The organism is Serratia sp. 14-2641 (assembly GCF_001692375.1).
In the GTDB taxonomy this organism is placed as follows: Bacteria; Pseudomonadota; Gammaproteobacteria; order Enterobacterales; family Enterobacteriaceae; genus Chania; species Chania fonticola_C.
In genome coordinates this window covers 1-19,948 of the sequence record NZ_LXKR01000049.1, presented here as the reverse complement: position 1 = coordinate 19,948, position 19,948 = coordinate 1, and the positions used below count along the sequence as shown (strand labels likewise).

The following is a 19,948-nucleotide window of genomic DNA, read 5'->3' as shown; positions in this document are numbered from 1 at the left end:
TGCTTTAAGTTCGGAGATTACTTGGGTCAATCTGGTGGTTGAGGAGGAGAGGTTATGATTCTCCCAAACCTGTACCAGTAACTCCTGGTTGGAAACATAGCCACAGCTAGCGTGTGCCAATAGATACGTCAGCAAGCGCAACATCGTTTCACGCAGTCTTAGATAGTTGGTAAATCGTTCATCACCATATTCCATCGTATTATAGAGTTTGATTACGGAGCCTGATTTAATATCTATCTGATATTCATTGTTTATGATATAGCCAAAAAGCAATAACACTTTTTCACGCGTTTCGATGATTGGCGTTGCTGCATATTTAATTTGACTTGTGTCATCCATAATCAACTCCGCTGCATCCAATGCTGAAACCACCTGACTCTATCTTTATTGGAACTGTCATTTCCAAATATTGGCTTTATATATTATTGACTTGAGAGTTATTGTCAATTCATAAAAATAAAAAAACAACCAAAAATAAAAGAATTTAAATCTGGCTAATGGTTTATTTTTGATATTTTTGCTCTTTTTATTGATTCTTAATGGATTTTTTCAATATTAAATTCCATTGCTGTAGCAAATCTAATGCATAAGCATAATATGCTGTTTTTGGGCATCTATCTGCTTGGGGTTTTGTTTTTTCTCTTAAATGCCCCGCTGGGTGAGATAAGACTAAAATAAGTTGTGGTTTAGCTCTTTTTTCTTAAGATGATTCCTAATAATATTATCTGATATTTTTACTTTTCGCAAGCGTGAGATAAATCGTATTAATATCCGATATGAATAGATCTTCGATATATCTTTTTTGCTTTATTTTATTCATGCTTTTAGACTTGGCGCGACATAATCCCTTCAGCATTCTGATCCTGATGGTAGCGTCTATCTCCCTGATGATCGGCAGTATTGGCGTGATGAACATTATGCTGGTTTCTGTCACCGAACGTCCCCATGAAATCGGCGTGCGCATGGCCGTTGGCGCGCGGCGCAGTGACATTATGCAGCAATTTATGATTGAGGCTGTACTGGTATGCCTGATCGGTGGCGCTTTAGGTATCGCACTGTCGTATGCCGCCGGGCCGTTGCTTACCGCACTGGTGGGAGGGAAGCTAACGGTTATCTACTCCTGGCAGGCCGCTGCTGCCGCGTTTTTCTGCTCAACGTTAATGGGGTCAGTTTGGATATCGAAAATTATTGTACGTTAAGGTTATTTTTCGACCTTTCGACTTTAGCTGGTCTCAGCCGACGAAACTTACCGGAAGCCGGTATCCGGTTGCTTTTCCATATATAATCGCCTGTCAGATTGATGTGTTCCCAGCCTAACGGCGACAAATGCGACAGCAGCTGCTCGTTGATCTTCAGCCCTTTACGCTTCAGGACATCGACCGCTCTTTCCATATAGACGGTATTCCACAGCGAGATAGCTGCCGTCAGCAGCGTCAGTCCACTGGCACGATAGCTCTGATTTTCCGGTTTTCTGTCCCTGATTTCTCCCAGCCGGTGCAGGAATACCGCACGCGCCAGCGCGTTACGGGCTTCACCTTTATTCAGCCCCGCCTGTACCCGCCGACGCAGTGCCGGATCGCGGAACCAGTCGAGCATAAACAGTGTTCGCTCAATACGACCAATCTCTCTCAGTGCTTTGGCCAGCCCGTTTTGTTTGGGATAGCTGGCCAGCTTTTTCAGCATCAGGGATGCCGTCACTGTTCCCTGCTTTATTGAGGTGGCCAGACGCAGTACTTCACGCCAGTGAATTTCGATCTCTTTCAGATTCAGGCTGGTTGTTGATATCAGTGACTGAAGCGCCGGGTATTGGTCCGCTTTCCCTTTTATAAAGAGCTTCTTGTCGTGGAGATCCCTGATTCGCGGACAGAACGCAAATCCCAGCAGATGCATCAGGGCAAAGACATGATCGGTGAAACCCGCAGTATCGGTGTAATGCTCTCTGATTTCTAAGTCACTTTCGTGGTACAGCAAGCCATCGAGCACATGGGTTGAATCCCTGACCCGACTGATTATGCATGTGTAAAACGGGCTGTATTGATCCGAGATATGGGTATAAAACTGACGCCCAGGCTCCTGCCCATATTTCGGGTTAACCTGCCCTGCGTAGCGGCCTGAGTTGCCTGTTCTGAAATTCTGTCCATCTGATGATGATGTTGTTCCGTCTCCCCAGAATGCCGCCAGCGGCCTTTTCCCCTGCGCGTTTACCAGCTCTGCTAGGGCAACTGAATAAGTTTCGTCGCGGATATACCATGCCTGAATATCTTCGAGTGATGATTTGGTGCTCCCGGGGCAGGCTTCTGCCATTTTTGTCAGGCCAAGATTGATGCCATCCGCAAGAATGGTGGTGAGGAGAAGCCGGGTATCGGGACGGGTAATGTCATTTTTTATATGCGAAAAATGTCGGGTAAACGTCGTCCAGCTGTTTACCTCATCGAGAATTTCCGTGATTTTAGGTCGCGGTAGCATGCTGTAAACCAGCTCTGCCAGCGGTGAAACCTGCGCCGGAACGCAGCTATCCAGCGGAGAGACTTTTACGCCCCTGTCGGATATTTCCACATCGGGCAGTTCACCAAGGCCAGCCATGGCATTGACCTCTTCAAGTCTGGACTGAAGCAGGGTCATACGGCTGGTAATGTACTCATGATAATCAGCAGATACGGGCAGTGGCAGCGCGGGTGTGAGTTTGTCAAAGTCCTTTTCGGGTATGAGGTAATCATCAAAATTTTTGTAGCGGCGCGAGCCTTTAACCCAGATATCCCCGGAGCGCAATGCCCCCTTAAGTTCGCTGAGCGCACAAAATTCATAGTACTGACGGTCAATACCCGCAAGTGTAATCACCACCTTGCGCCAGCTTTCAGGGACAAACTCAAGCGGCGCTGCCGCCGGAACTTTACGTGACTGCTTCCGGTACATATCCTTGATCACAACCAGTGCATCAGCCAGAGGTTGCGCTGCCGGGGTTGCGACTAACTGTAAAGCGGACAACATGCGCGGGGCATATTTCCGTAATGTGCTGTATTTCTCGGTAATAATATGCAGCGGGTCAAAATTATTTTTTCTGGCGAGATGGCGTGTTTCCTCCAGACTGGCGACAAATTCAGGCCATGGGAGTATGTTCTCTATTGCGAGCCATGGATCGCCACCGGAATCACGGGCATCAGACAACGCCTGACCGACATCGATGTACTGCCTCAGTTTTGACTGGATCAGCTTTCCGGTCTGCTGAAGGCGCTCAGCCTGTGTTCTTTTGGCTTTGCTGAAAAGGCTGTTCAGCATTCGCTCATGCAGCTCAATCACTTCGTCTGTCAGTGTGGCTCTGGCTTCTTCCAGAACGCACACCAGGATCGCATGACGCCGGGCTGCTGAAAATCGGGTCAAATCCCGGCTACTCAACTTTCGGCCTTCCCGCGCCAGTTTCAGCAACCTGTTCTGGTGAATGGTACGATCTATACCTTCAGGTAATGCCAGCGATTCAATGCTACTGAGCCGATCAAGATGTTGCAGCACGTTCTTACCATTGATTTTACCCGGCGGTTGCAGAAGCCATGTCAGCCTGGAAGGCTGATTATCTGATGACTCAAGTAAACGATCCAGGGCATCCCTGTGAGCCGGAGTTAACGGGGCATTCAGGGTCTGAAATACGATTTCATCGCCGCCTGCCATGGCCTCTGCACAGGTACGCTCCACGACATCAATCGCGGGGATTATCACTTTGTTCTGCCGGAGATAGACCAGTAACTCTTCGGCCAGGAGGATACCTTTATCGGTGCGCGTCGCCATCGACAACAGGTGTGTAATACAGTCCTGCTGTATTTTGCCGGTGAACGCCTTTACGCCAAGATAGCGGTACAGTTCGGTTAAATGCTCACGCCGGGTCGTATCCCTGCCGGAAAGGTAAGCAGGCCAGAGATCCCCGGTAAGGTTTAGCCTGCTGGCGATATGCTTCAGCAGCGCATCAGAGGGTGGGATTTTTTTATCCGGGGCAAAGCCGACATTTTTCAGATAACAAAGAAGGACGGCAAAACCAAAACGGCTGGCGGGTTTACGGTGAGCACTGATAAGCGCCAGGTCATGCTCACTGAAATAGGCCATTCGGGTCAGCGTTAACTCATCATCCGGTAATACCAGTAATGATTCTCTTTCCGACAGAGAAAGAATCTGCCTCCTTGCCATATAGTTTCCCTCATAAATTATTCGATGCGGTATTTTTAACAAAAATGGTTATCGCATAAGGGTACACCCTGAAGCCATAATTAAAACGTGACGGCACACGATGAATGACATAACCTATATGCGATAGAATAAATGCAATGACCTAAATGCGATAATGCGGTGAAAAAATGTTCATCAGAGCTTATTTAAGGGCATCGACAGCAGATCAGTTCGCCGATCGGGCAAAAGAGATACTGGAGCAGTTCGTCCAAGAACGAGGGCATAAAATCGCCAGCTACTATCGGGAAAATATCAGTGGTACAAAACTTGAACGCCCGGAGCTGGGACGCTTACTGATGGACAGTCACCACAATGATATCTTGCTGGTCGAACAAATAGACCGTCTGACCCGGTTGAGCAACAGCGACTGGATAACGCTGAAAAAACAGATAGAACAACACGAGCTGCGGATTGTCAGTCTTGATGTACCCACATCATGGCAGGCACTGTCAGATAAAGACCCTTCGCAGGTTGATCCGATCACCCGCGCAGTAATAACCGCCATCAATAACATGCTTATCGACCTGATGGCCGCAATGTCACATAAGGACTGGCTGAGTCGCCGCCAGCGGCAAAAACAGGGCATTAAACGGGCACATACGCTGGGTAAGTACCGAGGTAAGCAGGCCGATCGTGAACGGCATCAGAAAGTCCTGTACTACCGACAGGTAAAGAAACTGAGTATCAGGGAAACTGCGGACGCAACGGGCTACAGTGTTTCTCAGGTTTGCCGCATCCAGGCTCTGTATAAGGATACTGAGTCTGCTTAAAAAGCAGGCTTAACGCACAATAATTTCCGTTCTCCAAGCTTACCCCTTTGAAATATAATATTTTTACATAGGGCAGCTGGCTTTCTCCTCCCTACATTTGCAACAGTGCCCATTAACTACTATCTTTATGAGAAGATGAAAATACTATTATCTTCGTTCACTATTTTACCATATTTTTCATAGAGTAATAAATATTATTAAATCATGAATAATACTTATTGATTAGGATAATTTCGTGTAGAACTATTTTTATTCATCCTTGAGTAGTGAGGTTGTATGAGTGTTGAACTGAACCGCCCATCAAATTTTATTGGTAAGCAACAACAGACATCTCATGATTTTGATGAGAAAACTTTTGATGCTCATGCCGACCTTTATGAAAAAATGTTCGCTGCACCCTATAGAAAATACTTGGAAATCCCGACGATTGGTGCTTTGCTGGGCGATCTTACGGGGCTGAACGTGCTAGATTTTGGCTGTGGACCAGGCTTTATCTCTCGTTGGTTACAGGGCAGAGGTGCTAGGAGGATCGTGGGGTACGATGTTTCAGAGGGAATGTTGAGCTATGCTAAACGCTTAGAACAAAAACACCCCCAGGGAATATCCTATGTCGCAACATTAGATAATAACCTTAAGGAACAATTTGATGTCGTCTTAGCTATCTATGTAATGCCTTATGCGCCGGATAAAGAAAAATTACTGGAAATGAGTGAAACGATGGCTTGGCTTTTAAAACCCGGTGGACGTCTTATTACTTTACCAATACACCCTAAATTCAACCCAGATCCAGAATATTACCGCCCCTACGGTTTTCGCCTGATAGAAAAAGAGAAGCGAACAGATGGCAGCTTGGTTAATCTGCATATTTGTCAGCCTCCCTATGACGTCAATATTGAAGCGCATTATTGGTCCGAAGAAACACTAACATCGACACTGCGTAAAGCCGGGTTTCATTCTATTTTCTGGCAACAATTACAGCCTCCTCAACCAGAGCAAGAGCACGGTGTTTCGCTTGATGGTTATCTGCATGCCCCACATGCGGCGATCGTTGAAGGGATCAAAAATGACAAGGACTACACATCAGTTCCCCAACAGAGTAGAGGCTAATTATGTCGAAGACAGAAAGAAGTCTCTCTTTGCTACAGAATTCGCGTTTTTTCACACTTGCCAGCCGTTCGCTAGCCGGGGAGGTCTGGGCCTCTACGGTTAATTATGTCCCGGCCTTTTCGCCTGTCCGGATTCTTTGGTGTTCGATGCGTACTGCCAGGCATTCCGAAAATATTCGCCAACATGCACTAGTGAGCGGCTCGGTATTTCGTACTAACTTGCAGGGGGTATCTCCGCTTGGGCTAGATGGAGCTCAATTTACCGGCCTTTGCCGTGAAATCCCAGAACACGAAAGTTCCGAAGCACACCATTATTTCTCCCTCAATAACTTTCCTGATGAAGCCTTACGCGCAGAGTGGATGCCACCTTTGGATGAATTTATCGGGAAAGGTGCACGCCGCTTTTATGAATTGACGATTTCCGAGTGGTGGCTGTTAGATATTGATCGGTGGTTGGAGACCCGGCAAGACCGGAGAATAGCGGTTGATCTAAAAACACTAATAAACCCGTAAATTTCTAGCTAAAAACCTAGTATTCAAATCAACCAAAATAAAGCCTAGTAGCCACCGTAATGTGCAATAGGTTGCTTTTGTTATGGCGGGTAGAAAACGCTCAGGAGTCGCTATTAATGAATAAACCCTTTGCTTATACAGAACTTCAAGATATTAAAGACGCTGATAATCTGGAGTTAATGGAGCTCTTTCTACAGAAAGTTGCGTGTTATCCCAATCAACCGGCAGTCATAACAACGGAACGAACTCTCAGTTATATTGAACTTGCGCAACGGGCGCAGTCACTCGCCACCCATTTACTGCAACTGGGGGTGAAAAATGAAATGCCAGTGGCCATTTTGTTGAAATCAGGTATTGAACAGGTCGTCTGCCAGGTTGCTATTCTATTGGCTGGAGGGAGTTGCGTGCCTCTCAATGTGGCTTCACCTGACGATCGACTTAATTTCATGCTCCAGGAAGTAAAGGCCACATTTACCCTGACCGAATCAGCCTTGGTTGGTCGTGCATTATCAACCCGTTATGTCCTGCTAGACACCTATCCGCGTCACAATGTCCTTTCGACTTATTTCCCAGGGAGAAAGGCAGGTTTGAACCACCGGGCTTATATCATGTTTACTTCCGGCACCACAGGTAAGCCCAAAGCTGTTGAGGTAGAGTATCGAGGCATACTACGTTTGGTAGTCAATGCGGATTATCTTCCTATTTCGACTCAGGATCGCCTTGGCAGTATTTCTGCTCCGGATTTTGATGCCATTCTTCTTGAGGTTTGGGGGGCACTGCTTAATGGTGCCGCTACTGTGATTATCGATAGAGAAGTGCTGCTCGACCCAGAAAAGTTAAAGTCCAGCTTTATCGATTATGCCGTCAGCTCCATTTTAGTTACGCCATCATTATTCAATTTCATTATTACCATCTGCCCTGATGCCTTTCGTACCCTGAGTTATCTGATGATTGGCGGGGAGGCATTTAATATTCATGCTCTGAGATCGCTGCCTCTGAAGGCGTGGCCTAAAAATATCTATAACGTTTATGGCCCGACGGAAAACACCACCTACACGTTGTATTACCCAATAGGGTTGGATGACCTAACGGCGGAAAGCATGCCTCTAGGAACACCAATTAATAAAACGGAGGTTTTCATCCTTGATGAGCAATTGCAGTTGGCCGATGTCGGTGTCTTGGGTGAAATATATGTGGGTGGTGATGGAGTGGCACGTGGATACCTTAATCGTCCAGACTTGACAGCAGAGAAATTTATCACCACTGAAATTAGCGGCGAGAGTGAGCCCAAGCGTTTATACAAAACGGGTGATTTGGGCTGGAAACGGACCGATGGTGCCTTTATGTATTCGGGGCGGCTGGATAACCAGATCAAATTACAGGGCTATCGTATAGAAGCGGAGGAAGTGGAAACTCAATTGCTAAATACCGGATTACTGTTGGAGGCTATTGTCTGTCCGATTAAAAAAGAAGGCGATGAAGGTTACCTGCTTGCTTTTGTTGTTCCACAAGACCCGTCTACTTTCAACAGCAAACAGCTGCTCAGTGAACTTCAACAATGCTTACCACCCTATATGTTACCGCGCATCCATATGGTTGGTGCCATCCCATTGAATCCTAATGGTAAGGCCGATCGCCCTAAACTCCTTGAATTGTATAAACAACAACGTTCTTCTGGCGCGGTTTGAAATTTCCACTTAATTCCAATAGGACCGAAAATATGAATCAGCCACATGAACTCCCCGGGGTGGGCCTAACCGGTCTTTTTTTACATCAGGTGAAACAGCACTCTGCGCGACCAGCAATCATCACCCCTAAATACACGCTGAGCTATAGCCAATTGGCGAAGCAGGCACAGAGGCTAGCCATAGAGTTATGCCAGAATGGAGTTCAACCCGAGGAACCCGTTGCTATTTTAATGAGTGCGGGGGCGGAGTATATCATTTGCCAGTTGGCCGTTTTGCTAGCAGGCGGAACCTGTGTCCCACTTCACCCTTCGCTGCCGGATGAGCGGCTCAATCTTATGCTGCACGAAGTGCAGGCGAAATTAACCATCACGGATATCAATTCGGGTGCACGGCCATTGTCGACCCATTTTATTCTTTTTGATAATTCCCTCTCAACCAACAATCGGCATGTTGAATTGCCGATGAGAGACAAAGGCTTGAATCAACGTAGCCATATTCTTTTCACCTCCGGAACCACTGGGCAACCTAAAGGCGTAGAAATTGAGGCCCGTGGCATTGTGCGTATGCTGGTAAATTCCAGCGCTATTCACGTTACAACTAGCGATCGGGTTGCCTGTCACGCGAACCCAGCATTCGATGGTTCCTTCCTGGAGGTGTGGGGGGCACTACTCAATGGAGCCGCCTTAGTTATTATCACCAAAGAGACGCTGCTTGATGCGAAACGATTGGAGGGTACATTACAACAGTATGCTGTCAGTTATCTGTTTATGACTACATCACTGTTTAACTTTATCGCTCCACAGTGCCCCTCAGCTTTCCGCTCACTGAATTATCTGCTAGTCGGGGGTGAAGCCTTTAACCTTCAGGCGTTGAAGTCACTGTTGCCAACGGCATGGCCAAAAAATCTGCTTAACTGCTATGGTCCAACGGAAGGGACAACGGTCACACTTTACCACCGCATCGTGGCGGACGATTTGCAAAAGGAAGAGGTGCCAATTGGTCAGCCACTCGACAAAACGGAGGTCTATATTCTGGATGAACAGTTGAACCCTGTAACGCCAGGTGAGCAAGGAGAGATCTATATCGGAGGTGAAGGGATAGCACGGGGATATATCAATCACCCTGAGTTAACGCAGGAAAAATTCCCAACAATAAAGATTGCCGGGGAAAGCACACCTAAGCGTCTGTATCGAAGTGGAGATATGGGCTGGCAGAGGCCTGATGGTGCTATCATGTACGCCGGGCGTATCGATAACCAAATTAAATTGCAGGGATACCGTATTGAGGTCGAAGAGATCGAAACCCAACTGTTAAAGAGTGAGCAACTGCTGGCTGCCGTGGTTTGCGTGATGAGGAATGGGACGGATGAAGCCTATTTAACCGCCTTTGTCGTACCCAAACACCCTGGTAGCTTCGACATCAACATCCTGTTCAATAGCCTTAAACAGCAACTGCCGCCCTACATGCTCCCACGCTTGCAGATTATGGCTGCCATCCCCATAAATGAAAACGGTAAAGCCAATCGCTCTTTGTTGCAAGCCCAGATTGATAAACTGGGGATTACGACCGAATGCCCGTCAGAGTTACCCCAAAACGCCGCCGAATTATTATTGATATGGCAGCAGGTGCTTGATGTAGTCCAAGCCTCGTTGGATGACGAGTTCTTCCTGCTTGGTGGCACTTCATTACAGGCTGCACGATTGGTGCTGGAAATCAAACGTCGGTTCGGACAGAGGTTGTCTATCCAGGATCTGTACGATGCCCAAACACCTCGTAATCTACTGCATTTACTCCAACAGCAACAAGAAGTCGTAACCGACGACATCTGTGCTACCTTACTCAGAGACAGCCAGCTTCCTGATGATATTCAACCATATATGCAGCCGCCTCAGCCGTGGTTAAGCGCCTCGGCAGGGCGAGTGTTTCTGACTGGTGCGACGGGATTTATGGGGGCTTTCTGCCTGCGTGATTTACTGCGGTTAGATGATGTGCGTCAAGTTGTCTGTCTGGTGCGAGCGAAGGATCATGACTCAGCCCTACAACGTGTCAAAGATAACATGATCCAATATGGGCTTTGGCAACAGGATTTTGGCTTGCGTATCGTAGCACTTGCGGGGGACCTGACCCAACCTCAGTTAGGGTTGGACAAAGCGAGTTACAGGCGTCTTACAACAGATTGTGATGTCATTTTTCATACCGCTGCTCATATTAGTTTTATTGAGCCTTACCATACGCATCGTGCAACCAATGTGCTAGGAGCGATCAACTTATTGCGTTTAGCCATCGCGAACAAGGCCAAGCCACTGCATTACATTTCTACCATCGCCGCCATAGGGCCCGCAGGCTTACTGTTCCCGACAGAGCGTTTTTATGAAGAAGACGATATAATGCCCTACTGGGAAGGAATGAAATATACCTTGGGCTATATACAGAGTAAATGGGTGGCTGAGCGGCTCATGTGGCATGCGAGAGAGAGAGGTATTCCTCTGGCGGTTTACCGACCGGGTTTTATGATGACCGACAGCGTTAGCGGTGTAGGTAATCCAGAAGATTTTATGTGGCGGATAATAAAAGGGTGTATTAGTACCGGTGCATCGCCATTGTTGCCTGGCGATCGTAAAGAGCTGATTCCCGTAGACTATGCTAGTGCAGCCTTAATTCGTATCGCCAGTGATAATAGCCATCTGGGGCGTATGTATCATCTGATCCCTCCGAGTGACGCGCATTCGATCAGTCTGAACACCTTCTTTGAACTATTTGAACATTGCGGCTACGTTTTAACCCCAATGCCTTATAAGCAGTGGTTACAAAAATTGTATGACGATCCAAATTTGGACGCCAACCCCTTGATGCCGCTGTTACCGATGCTTTCCGAAGTCGTGTATGAAGACCTTACGCTGTGGGAAGTGTTCAGAAACATACCTCGGTATGATGCTAGCCAGACCCAGGCAGTATTAACCGAATCTGGAGGGCTTGACTATACGCCGACCAATACCGCATTACTTACCCGATATCTGGATTATATGAAAAATATCGGCCTATTATAAAGCTGGCTAAATAGAGCTGCGCGAAATAGTGTTCCACTTTTGGCTAACCCTTGTGAGAAAAGGGAACGGAGGGCTTTCGCTACTGGCAAACTTTAATTTTTTGAATATCTCAATTTTTACAAACGGATTTTTTTAATAATAGTGAAAAAATTTGGTGGCTTCCGGTTTACAACCCCTGATGCTAAAAAAACTGGCCAGCTACCCCAAACAGAATGGACTTGCCAAAGCACTGAGAGGGATTGGTCGTATTGAGCGGACACTGTTTATGCTCGACTGGTTCCGCGGTCCGGCACTTCGTCGGCGGGTACAGGCGGGACTGAATAAAGGAGAAGCCCGTAACACGCTGGCGCGTGCGGTATTCCTGCACCGGCTGGGTGAAATCAGGGACAGAAAACCGGAAAATCAGAGCTATCGCGCCAGTGGACTGACGCTACTGACGGCAGCTATCTCGCTGTGGAATACCGTCTATATGGAAAAAGCGGTCGATGTCCTGAAGCGTAAAGGGCTGAAGATCAACGAGCAGCTGCTGTCGCATTTGTCGCCGTTAGGCTGGGAGCACATCAACCTGACAGGCGATTATATCTGGAGAAGCAACCGGACACCGGCTTCTGGTAAGTTTCGTCGACTGCGGCCAGCTAAAGTCGAAAAGTACAAAAAACAGCCTTAACGTACAATAATTTTCGATATCCAAACTGACCCCTACCTGCACTCTGTTGGTGTGCCAGTCCTGGCCCTGGAGAAGTTTAGCCCGCGGATCTCCCCAGCGCTCGCTCCGTGCGACGTAAATATCCCGACGTCGCAGACTGTCCTGTAACTTATTCATAACACAAAGGGTATAGCCCTGTCGGGATAAATGGCCGTCTTTGCCATAGCAGAGTCGTTTCCAGGGGCCGGTAATTATCGCCATTGGCGCATCATCAATATGCTGCCTCCGGGTTGACCGGATCGCCGCAAGGTAGCGTATAGCCTCCAGCGTGGTTTCACCTGCCGGAGCGGCGCTGAATTCAATATTCTCCAGCAAACAGGGAAGAAAGCGGCGGACTCTCCCATACTGTTCCACCATTTCATCGTGAAAACTGGTGTCAGAAGGTCGGGCGATGGTGTTTATAAATGCGATGGTATCGGCCAGCCTGGCCGGAGGAAATTTCCCGAATATTGTCGAGCGGATCAACTCACTGTCAATATTTTCATTCAGGAGCACCGAGCAGATATGTGCCAGTTCTAATGCTGACTTATCAAGGTCTTTCAGTGTCCGCAGTCGTTTTTTCTGCCCAATTTTTTTCGCCACCCGGCCGATATCAGCGATAATCCCATCCAGAACGTCCAGCGCGTCATCCAGTGCCGATATTTCGCAGGAACGGACAAAGGCAACCAGCATAGCTGTTCGTCTTGCGGGCGGCATCCGGGCTATTTTGTACACTGAAATCATATCAGCATACCGGGCGAGTGCATTGAAACGCACCGGAGGAATACCGGTGAAGTCGAGACCCTGCATGCCAAATGCTTTCAGTTTCAGGTAGCGCGCAACGGCCTGATTAAATGCTGGGCCACTGATGGCAACAGGACCTTTTCTTAACTGATCAAAACGTGAGGTACGTACTCCGTCAGGCACCTGTAACAGTTCTTCAAGTAATGAGCACTGTTCGCCTGATGCCAGCCCGGACAGACGTGACCAGAGCCTGTCTGCTGATTTTTCACGTATTTCGGATATCAGACGGGTCAGCGTGGTGACGCCCGGCAACAGTATTTTATTTTGCAGAAGCCAACTGGTAGCCAGATCGAAAAGCAGACCCGGTCGTTCGTTGCTGAGCCAGCTGCGGGTGAACAGTAACCGGCTCAATCTGAAAGTCCACGGCCACGAAAAATCACGATAGCCATACTGACGACGGATCAGTGCCTGATGTTCACGCAGCGTGGTTTCTCTTCTGGAGTAGTCGGACAGAACGCTCGTATCGGATATTCCCAACTGTCGGGCAACAAACCACAGTACGTTGGTCGGGATCGCTGACAAGTCATAAGGCCATGTGCCAAGAAATCGAACGCTGCCAATCAGCAATGCCACTGCCAGACGGTTTGCCCTTCCGCGCCGGTTGTTAATGAAATCCATATCCATTTCGTCCAGCAGAAAGAAACGAGCAAGCTGAATGTCATTAGGCTCACCAGAGAACTGTCCATAACTGGCACGCTGTTCCGCGTTTAAAAAATCTGCTGGCAAAAGTGCCTCCCTGGCTACGGATCACATACGAATACATAAAAATGAGATGTTAATCAGACTGTTTCAGATATTGATACAGCGTTTCACGGCTAATACCAAACTCGCGAGCAAGCTGGGCTTTTTTCTCACCATCCATTGCTCGCCGTCGAACTTCAATTTGTTGTTCTGAGGACAGTGATTTTTTCCGTCCATGGTAAGCTCCACGTAGCTTGGCTAAAGCGATCCCTTCACGCTGACGTTCATGGATTAAAGAACGTTCGAACTCTGCAAAAGCCCCCATCACTGAGAGCATCAGGTTTGCCATTGGTGAATCTTCGCCAGTGAATGTCAGGCATTCTTTAACAAATTCGATACGCACTCCCTTATGGGTAAGCTTTTGTACCAGACGGCGCAAATCATCCAGGTTACGAGCCAGCCTGTCCATGCTATGAACCACCACGATGTCTCCATCACGCACGAATGACAACAGTGAATCCAGCTCTGGCCGCTGAGTATCTTTACCCGATGCTTTATCGACGAAGACTTTATCCACCTGAGTCTGATCCAGTTGCCGTTCTGGGTTCTGGTCAAAGCTACTTACCCGGATATAGCCAATACGTTGACCTTTCATACGCCTCCAATACTGAATGTGTCAGAAAAGAATCTATGACCTTTAATTACCAGTGTCAATAAATAGTCAGAGCGACTTTATTCTGACAGTTTTTCATTATCCGGCCTGACGTCAGGTTAGGGTATAGTTCAAATTGACATTAATTAATTATGTTAAACTTTCAATAATTCAATAACGTTTTTATATTTCAATTGGTTCCTTGAAAAATTTGACGTCCTATACTAGCTTAGTAGATGGTATCTAATATTATTATATGTACATCATCAAAAGTAATTTTTACGCTGGGGAATGGTGACGGTTTTTTTCGTTCCTGCTTGTGTCTGCCTTGTGTGAGAAATGTGGCAAGCAGTAAGAAATTAAACTGTTAATTCATTTTTTATTGTTAATAAATGGTGGTGCGTTATGATTTTTATACAATCGTTAAACACTTCATCTGCCATGGAGGATAAGGGTGATTTATCTAAGTTTGATCCGGCAACGTTTGATGAATTCGCCGGGCTCTATGAAAAAATGCTCTCATGGCCTTACCGTAAAGAACTAGAGCTCCCAACGTTAGAGAAATTAATCGGCGATCTCTCGGGTTTAAATATCTTGGATTTTGGCTGCGGGCCGGGTGCTATTTCGCGTTGGTTAAATAACAGGGGGGCAAAATCCATTGTAGGTCATGATATTTCTGAAGGTATGCTTAATTATGCTCGTCGACGTGAGGAAAAAGAGAAGTTAGGCATTAATTACATTTCAAATGTTGATGAAAAATATAATGAATATTTCGATATTGTCCTCGCTATTTATGTTATGCCCTATGCGGTTCACCATGAAGACTTACTGGCAATGTGCCAAACCATGGCCAGAATGTTAAAGCCGGGGGGGCGGTTGCTCACACTGCCTATTCACCCGGATTTTCATTCAGACCCAGAATATTATCACTCCTTTGGCCTGCGTTTGATAGAAGAGCAACCCCGTGCAGACGGTAGTCAAGTTCGGCTTCATATCTGTAAGCCACCTTACGATGTTAATATACAGGCCAACTATTGGTCACGTAAAACATTGGAAAATACCTTATACCAGGCTGGTTTTCAGACTGTAAGTTGGAAACCATTAACTGTTCCCAATGCTCTACCGGCAGATCTTTCCCCTTACACTGAATGCCCGCATGCGGCCATTATTGAATGTGTTAAGGGAAGAACATGTTGAGTCATTTTGGGCTGCCCGTAAATGGCCCTTTATTTCACAATATCGAACATATTGACCGGCATGAATGGGATGCTCTGGTCACTGACCATGATTTTTTTCATAGCTACGACTGGTTAGCCGCGTTGGATTGCTCCCTGGGTAAGAGCGATGTTTTTACTCTGTATGGTAGTGCAGGGTTGTTGGGCGGCTGCGCACTTTGGAATGGTGAAAGTCAGCCTGGATTGTTCTATTTACCTGACTACTTCCCTGGTTTGGACGGTCCCTGGAAGCAGCCATTCTTGTGGGGGGGGGCTCGACGTTCCACACATAATGAAATCCCTTGTGTGCAAGGAATGCGGCGTGGGGAAGCATTATCTAACATTGCTGAAATGCTGGCCAAGTCGGCTGGGATCCGGGGATGTTATGCAACTATTGTCCCTTTTATGCCACTGCGCCAAGCACTGGAGGTCGCTCACCATTATCCTCATGCCCGTGTACTGATGCATTCAGCAGAGGCGACTATTCCCGTATCTGCCGGTGGGCTTAATTCGCAATTAAAACAATTGTGTTCCCACCATCGTGTTAGAGCCAACGCCGAGTTGGCTACTTTTTCCCGTTTAGGTAATCGAGTGGAATGGTGCAGATTGGATGATCACCTGCTGGAGCCAGCAACAGAATTAATCGCCAATAACAGGGAAAAATACGGAAGCCATCAAGGTATTGACTGGATGCGGCGTATATTTGAAGGACAAAAAAAGTCTTCGGTAATCGACACCGCCGTTGCTGCTGTAGCCAAACGCGATAATCAAATATTGGGGATCACCATCTTCTACCGTTTTGGTGAAACCCTGCATGCACGTTATTACGGTTCAAATTATCAGATAAACGATAATGACTTCCGTTATTTCGTACTGACCTATTACCACTCACTGGACTACGCGGCGAAAAACGGTATCCGCGAATGCCGACTGTCAATTTCCGCCCTAAGCGCCAAGACGCTGCGTGGTGCAAAAATAGAACCACTGGTTGCGCTATTGCTGTTTGAAAATGCTCCTCCTTTGTCAACCAGTGAGAGTGAAGGCTATAACCGCCTTTTTTACCAGCGTTACCAACAACTGCACGGTACACATCTGACTTCCGACTGGGCACTGCTTAATTAAAGGAAAAGATTATGCTGCACCTGATGTATTTATTAAAACCGACACATAAAGCTCACCTGGATATGGCCGCATTTTGGCATTGGGTGGAAAAGCGCGATGAGTGGTTCTACCGCTCACTGGAAATGGCGGGAGAACGCCGGTGGTATGTCCGCACTATCGGCGATAACGTCCATTGCGTGGAGCATTACGTTACATTTACCGATGAAGCCGCCTGGGGGGAGTACCGCAGAGCCGTATCAAAACTCTGCAAAGATCCTGAATGGGAAAAAATCCGCATCGAACAAGATCTATGGTGGGACATCCTCGATTCAAGTTTGCTGAACGATGCACCTTTTATAGTCACCCGAGGGAGCTAACATGAGCCTGGCACAACGCAGTCTTTATTTGCTCAACAGTGCGCGCTTTTTCACCCTGGCGAGCCAGCGCGCGGGCGATATTCCCTGGGCTTCTACCGTCAATTATGTCCCGTTGTTCAACCCATTGCGGTTGGTGTGGTATTCGATGAGCTCCGCCAGACATTCCAGGAATATTGGCCTACGTGCCGAGGTCAGCGGCTCACTGTTTCGTTATGACATGCAGGAAACGTCGCCGTTAGGGCTAGATGGTGCACAATTTACCGGCAGTGCACGGGAAATACCGCAGAATGAATGTGAGCATATTCATCAGGATTATTATCGACTCAATTTTCCCGATGCATTAGAACGTGCTCGCTGGCAGCTACCATTACATGAGTTTTATGGTGGCGGCCCACGGCGTTTTTACGAACTCCTTATCGGCGACTGGTGGCTGCTGGATATAGAGGGCTGGCTGCAAACCAAAGAAGACCGACGAGTTCCTGTCGACCTTTCCCTATTGGTTGTACCGAAACCGGAGGCATCATGAGCCTATTAGATTCGTTGGCTGGCAAGCTAATCGTATCCTGCCAGGCGTTACCCGGTGAACCGCTACATGGGGCCGCGATAATGGCGAAAATGGCCAATGCGGCCTACCTCGGCGGAGCGGGGGGGATAATTGCCAACGGTGCGCAGGATATCGCAGCCATCAAAGCACAGGTTACTTTACCGGTGATTGGGGTACTGAATCGTCATTATAGCGATTCTACGGTATGCCTGACGCCGACAGTGGCGGACATTCACGGGTTAATGGTTGCGGAGCCGGACTTCATTTCCATCGAAACCGGCTTTCGGCCTCGACCTGGCGGTGAACGACTGGAAGATGTGCTTCTGGAAATCCGTACACACTACCCTAACGTATTACTGTTGGCAGCAGTGGCCACTCTTGATGAAGCGCTTCAGGCACAAGATTTGGGTTATGATGGTATTACTACCGCGATGTATAGCTATACCCCAGAGAGTAAAGGGAAGCACCTCATTGATGATGATTACGCCCACCTGAAAACATTATGCCATGCCGTTTCTTTGCCAGTATTGGCTGAAGGGGGGATAAATACGCCGGAACAGGCGGCTTATGCATTGCGTTGCGGGGCTCACAGCGTCGTTGTCGGCGGGGCGATAACGAGACCACAAAATATCACGCGAGCTTTCGTAAATGGATTGTCTCTGTACAAATAAAACTGTTCAGCCGGCGACAATCCGTCGCTGGCTGAATGATGAAATTGACCCTTGCGTATCATGTTAAATAACTCAATATCTGCAGTATCGTCTGTGCACACCGGAATGATTCGAATCCCAGCATTGGGCTGGATAGTTCAAAAAATGTACTTGGCGTACGTTTTCGTTCGGTAGGGCTTAAAACCCCGGTTATGCATGATTTTTGGGGGGGGGCATGCCGGAACCGCCGAAATTTCCGACTTTCTATTTTTAATGAACTTTTGGGACCAGGATGACTCCATCTTGCGGCTTACCGGTTACACTGAATGGCGATGGGTCGTAGATCTCTTATTAATCTTTCGTCAAAACAGGCAGGATAGACGTTGTTAGACAAGACCGAATCCGTTACCACGGAAAATACCACCTCAGCACTCAGTCACCTGGCGTTTTGTGCCTTGGCAGCCTTGGGGCTGGCGCGTCAAGATGGCATGGCCGGCACGCAATATGCAGAGAATTTGTTTCTTATTCGCTGGCTGGCCACCGCCCAAAAGCAGAAGCGATTCCCCAAAAGCGTGGCCGTCGACATCAACTGGCTACTCGAACGCGGGCGTAAGCACGGAGCGGCCGGCAAACTGCGTCAGCACCTGGACTCCCTGTGGCGCTCCTGCAGTGGCAATTTGGCCGCACAATCCGATCTGTTCCGGCTCACCTACGCCTCTGAAACGCTGAAAGACCAGGGCTGGGACAATTACGTGATGGATGCACATGAGTGGAAATCCGGAGTGACCCTGACGCCGTCACTTAACAACGGCTTCTACGTCGAAAAAACGGCGCTGAATGCGGCCTTTACCCAGGACGGACGCCACCTGCACCCCGTCCCTTTTCGTATTATTGGTGACACCGTCGCCTTCATTCGTGTCATGACGGAATATGGCCTGAACGCGAGGCTCGTCGACAGCACCCCAGATCACCATACGGTCGCGCTGGAGCCCGCGAAGCATTGCTCCCTGCCAAACCGGTAAAAAGGAAACACCGATGACAATGGCCGATTTTCGCCGAATGGCGGCAAAAATGGATCAACATATGCAGCAGCTGGATGCGCAAGGCGTCACGGAGCCGCAGCGGGTTATCAACCGCATGATGGGCTATACCCCCGAATTGCATCGGATTTGGACCGGCACCACGGATAAAGAACTGATGGCATTAACCCAGGAATATCCGGGGTTTTACCGTTACGCCCTCATCATGGAAACCGCGTTCGAGCAGGAGAACCAGCGGTCATCCCGCGCTTATGACGAGATGCCTGAATTCTCTGCAACACATAAACACACCATGGAACAGATACTCACCACGGCCGCAACCCTGGAACGGGGCTACCTCGCTTATCAGGGCAACGCCCTGTCAGTGTTTGATGAACAAATAATCCGGCTGAGACAGTCGTTCGAATTATGGCAGGAATGCGTGGAAAACTTTCGGAAAGTGCTGAATGCCGATGAAATCGTCACCCCCATGCAGCGTGACTATGTTCATGCGGGGCTGACACAAATTGCAGATCGGCTCATCGATTTACAGACTAAAATCCAGATGCATAGAAAATGACATCTATGCCGGGATCCCCGAAAATTCCGCCTCATTCGTTTCTTTAGCCAGTGGGGCTCTCGCCAGCCAGTGTTCTGATCCGCTGGCGCAGAGTCTCAAGTGGCAGAGTATCAATGTCCGGTAGCATCGCCACCAGGGATAATGCCTGGTTAGCCAACACAATGGCTCTGGGCGGCTTACTCTGCTCATAACGGATGTAGGTACGCATGAACGTAGCGCCCCTGCGGGGCGAGCACGGCAGCGCCGCTGCCTCAACCGTCTTTAAGACCCTGTCCTACCTCAACACCCGCGTCGGCTGAACACAC

At 48.1% G+C, this 19,948-nt stretch carries 17 protein-coding genes and 3 pseudogenes; 14 read left to right on the top strand and 6 right to left on the bottom strand.

Going from position 1 to position 19,948, the window contains the following annotated elements:
- On the bottom strand, window positions 1-339 hold a 339-nt coding region (locus A6U95_RS18285; RefSeq protein WP_065685496.1), incomplete at its 3' end, for a hypothetical protein.
- Between the two features lie 527 nt (window positions 340-866).
- Between A6U95_RS18285 and A6U95_RS18280 the strand changes: the two are divergent.
- Window positions 867-1,199 (top strand): annotated as a pseudogene (locus A6U95_RS18280) (FtsX-like permease family protein); the annotation flags it as partial.
- On the opposite strand, the gene A6U95_RS18275 reads toward A6U95_RS18280, so the two are convergent.
- Window positions 1,186-4,173, bottom strand: coding sequence for a Tn3 family transposase (locus tag A6U95_RS18275; protein WP_065685494.1), 2,988 nt, complete (start codon window positions 4,171-4,173; stop codon window positions 1,186-1,188). The pseudogene A6U95_RS18280 and the gene A6U95_RS18275 sit on opposite strands and share 14 nt — an antisense overlap.
- A 167-nt stretch (window positions 4,174-4,340) precedes the next feature.
- Here A6U95_RS18275 and A6U95_RS18270 point away from each other — a divergent pair, with 167 nt between their 5' ends.
- The 6 genes and pseudogenes from A6U95_RS18270 to A6U95_RS29950 form a co-directional block, all read left to right on the top strand.
- A complete protein-coding gene (locus A6U95_RS18270) occupies window positions 4,341-4,982 on the top strand; it encodes a recombinase family protein (RefSeq protein ID WP_065685493.1) in 642 nt (213 codons plus the stop codon).
- A gap of 276 nt (window positions 4,983-5,258) precedes the next feature.
- A complete protein-coding gene (locus A6U95_RS18265) occupies window positions 5,259-6,089 on the top strand; it encodes a class I SAM-dependent methyltransferase (protein WP_065685492.1) in 831 nt (276 codons plus the stop codon).
- Window positions 6,090-6,091: 2 nt separating this feature from the next.
- On the top strand, window positions 6,092-6,601 hold the full coding sequence (locus A6U95_RS29955; RefSeq protein WP_074423373.1) for a pyridoxamine 5'-phosphate oxidase family protein: 510 nt from the start codon (window positions 6,092-6,094) through the stop codon (window positions 6,599-6,601).
- Between the two features lie 116 nt (window positions 6,602-6,717).
- Window positions 6,718-8,289 (top strand): amino acid adenylation domain-containing protein, encoded by a 1,572-nt coding sequence (locus A6U95_RS18260; RefSeq protein ID WP_065685491.1) that lies wholly within the window; start codon window positions 6,718-6,720, stop codon window positions 8,287-8,289.
- A gap of 32 nt (window positions 8,290-8,321) precedes the next feature.
- Window positions 8,322-11,336, top strand: a complete 3,015-nt coding sequence (locus tag A6U95_RS18255) for a non-ribosomal peptide synthetase (protein WP_065685490.1) — start codon at window positions 8,322-8,324, stop codon at window positions 11,334-11,336.
- Between the two features lie 175 nt (window positions 11,337-11,511).
- Window positions 11,512-11,976, top strand: a pseudogene (locus tag A6U95_RS29950) (Tn3 family transposase); the annotation flags it as partial.
- On the opposite strand, the gene A6U95_RS18250 reads toward A6U95_RS29950, so the two are convergent.
- The gene (locus A6U95_RS18250; protein WP_241810681.1) at window positions 11,881-13,551 is read right to left on the bottom strand and encodes a DUF4158 domain-containing protein; all 1,671 of its coding nucleotides are present in this window, start codon (window positions 13,549-13,551) and stop codon (window positions 11,881-11,883) included. The pseudogene A6U95_RS29950 and the gene A6U95_RS18250 sit on opposite strands and share 96 nt — an antisense overlap.
- Before the next feature lie 49 nt (window positions 13,552-13,600).
- Window positions 13,601-14,161, bottom strand: coding sequence for a recombinase family protein (locus tag A6U95_RS18245; protein WP_065685489.1), 561 nt, complete (start codon window positions 14,159-14,161; stop codon window positions 13,601-13,603).
- 402 nt (window positions 14,162-14,563) lie between these two features.
- Here A6U95_RS18245 and A6U95_RS18240 point away from each other — a divergent pair, with 402 nt between their 5' ends.
- The 5 genes from A6U95_RS18240 to A6U95_RS18220 are packed head-to-tail and all read left to right on the top strand — an operon-like array spanning window position 14,564 to window position 18,065.
- Window positions 14,564-15,355, top strand: a complete 792-nt coding sequence (locus A6U95_RS18240) for a class I SAM-dependent methyltransferase (protein WP_083196413.1) — start codon at window positions 14,564-14,566, stop codon at window positions 15,353-15,355.
- Window positions 15,349-16,494, top strand: a complete 1,146-nt coding sequence (locus A6U95_RS29945; protein ID WP_074423372.1) for a peptidogalycan biosysnthesis protein — start codon at window positions 15,349-15,351, stop codon at window positions 16,492-16,494. Before A6U95_RS18240 ends, A6U95_RS29945 begins: the two co-directional genes overlap by 7 nt.
- Before the next feature lie 11 nt (window positions 16,495-16,505).
- Entirely contained in the window at window positions 16,506-16,850 is a 345-nt protein-coding gene (locus A6U95_RS18230) for a hypothetical protein (protein ID WP_065685487.1), read from the top strand.
- 1 nt (window position 16,851) lies between these two features.
- Entirely contained in the window at window positions 16,852-17,376 is a 525-nt protein-coding gene (locus A6U95_RS18225; RefSeq protein ID WP_065685486.1) for a pyridoxamine 5'-phosphate oxidase family protein, read from the top strand.
- Complete coding sequence (locus A6U95_RS18220) at window positions 17,370-18,065, top strand: N-acetylmannosamine-6-phosphate 2-epimerase (protein ID WP_065685498.1); 696 nt, start codon at window positions 17,370-17,372, stop codon at window positions 18,063-18,065. Before A6U95_RS18225 ends, A6U95_RS18220 begins: the two co-directional genes overlap by 7 nt.
- Here the strand turns inward: A6U95_RS18220 and A6U95_RS29940 are convergent.
- Window positions 18,059-18,189: pseudogene (locus tag A6U95_RS29940) on the bottom strand (IS6 family transposase); the annotation flags it as partial. The gene A6U95_RS18220 and the pseudogene A6U95_RS29940 sit on opposite strands and share 7 nt — an antisense overlap.
- Window positions 18,190-18,427: 238 nt before the next feature.
- Here A6U95_RS29940 and A6U95_RS18215 point away from each other — a divergent pair.
- Both A6U95_RS18215 and A6U95_RS31255 read left to right on the top strand, forming a co-directional pair.
- On the top strand, window positions 18,428-19,066 hold the full coding sequence (locus A6U95_RS18215; RefSeq protein ID WP_065685485.1) for a DUF2913 family protein: 639 nt from the start codon (window positions 18,428-18,430) through the stop codon (window positions 19,064-19,066).
- A gap of 13 nt (window positions 19,067-19,079) precedes the next feature.
- Window positions 19,080-19,643, top strand: a complete 564-nt coding sequence (locus A6U95_RS31255; protein WP_179256357.1) for a transposase — start codon at window positions 19,080-19,082, stop codon at window positions 19,641-19,643.
- Between the two features lie 43 nt (window positions 19,644-19,686).
- Here A6U95_RS31255 and A6U95_RS29935 read toward each other — a convergent pair whose 3' ends face one another.
- Window positions 19,687-19,851, bottom strand: a complete 165-nt coding sequence (locus tag A6U95_RS29935) for a hypothetical protein (RefSeq protein ID WP_179256356.1) — start codon at window positions 19,849-19,851, stop codon at window positions 19,687-19,689.
- Between the last annotated feature and the right edge of the window lie 97 nt (window positions 19,852-19,948).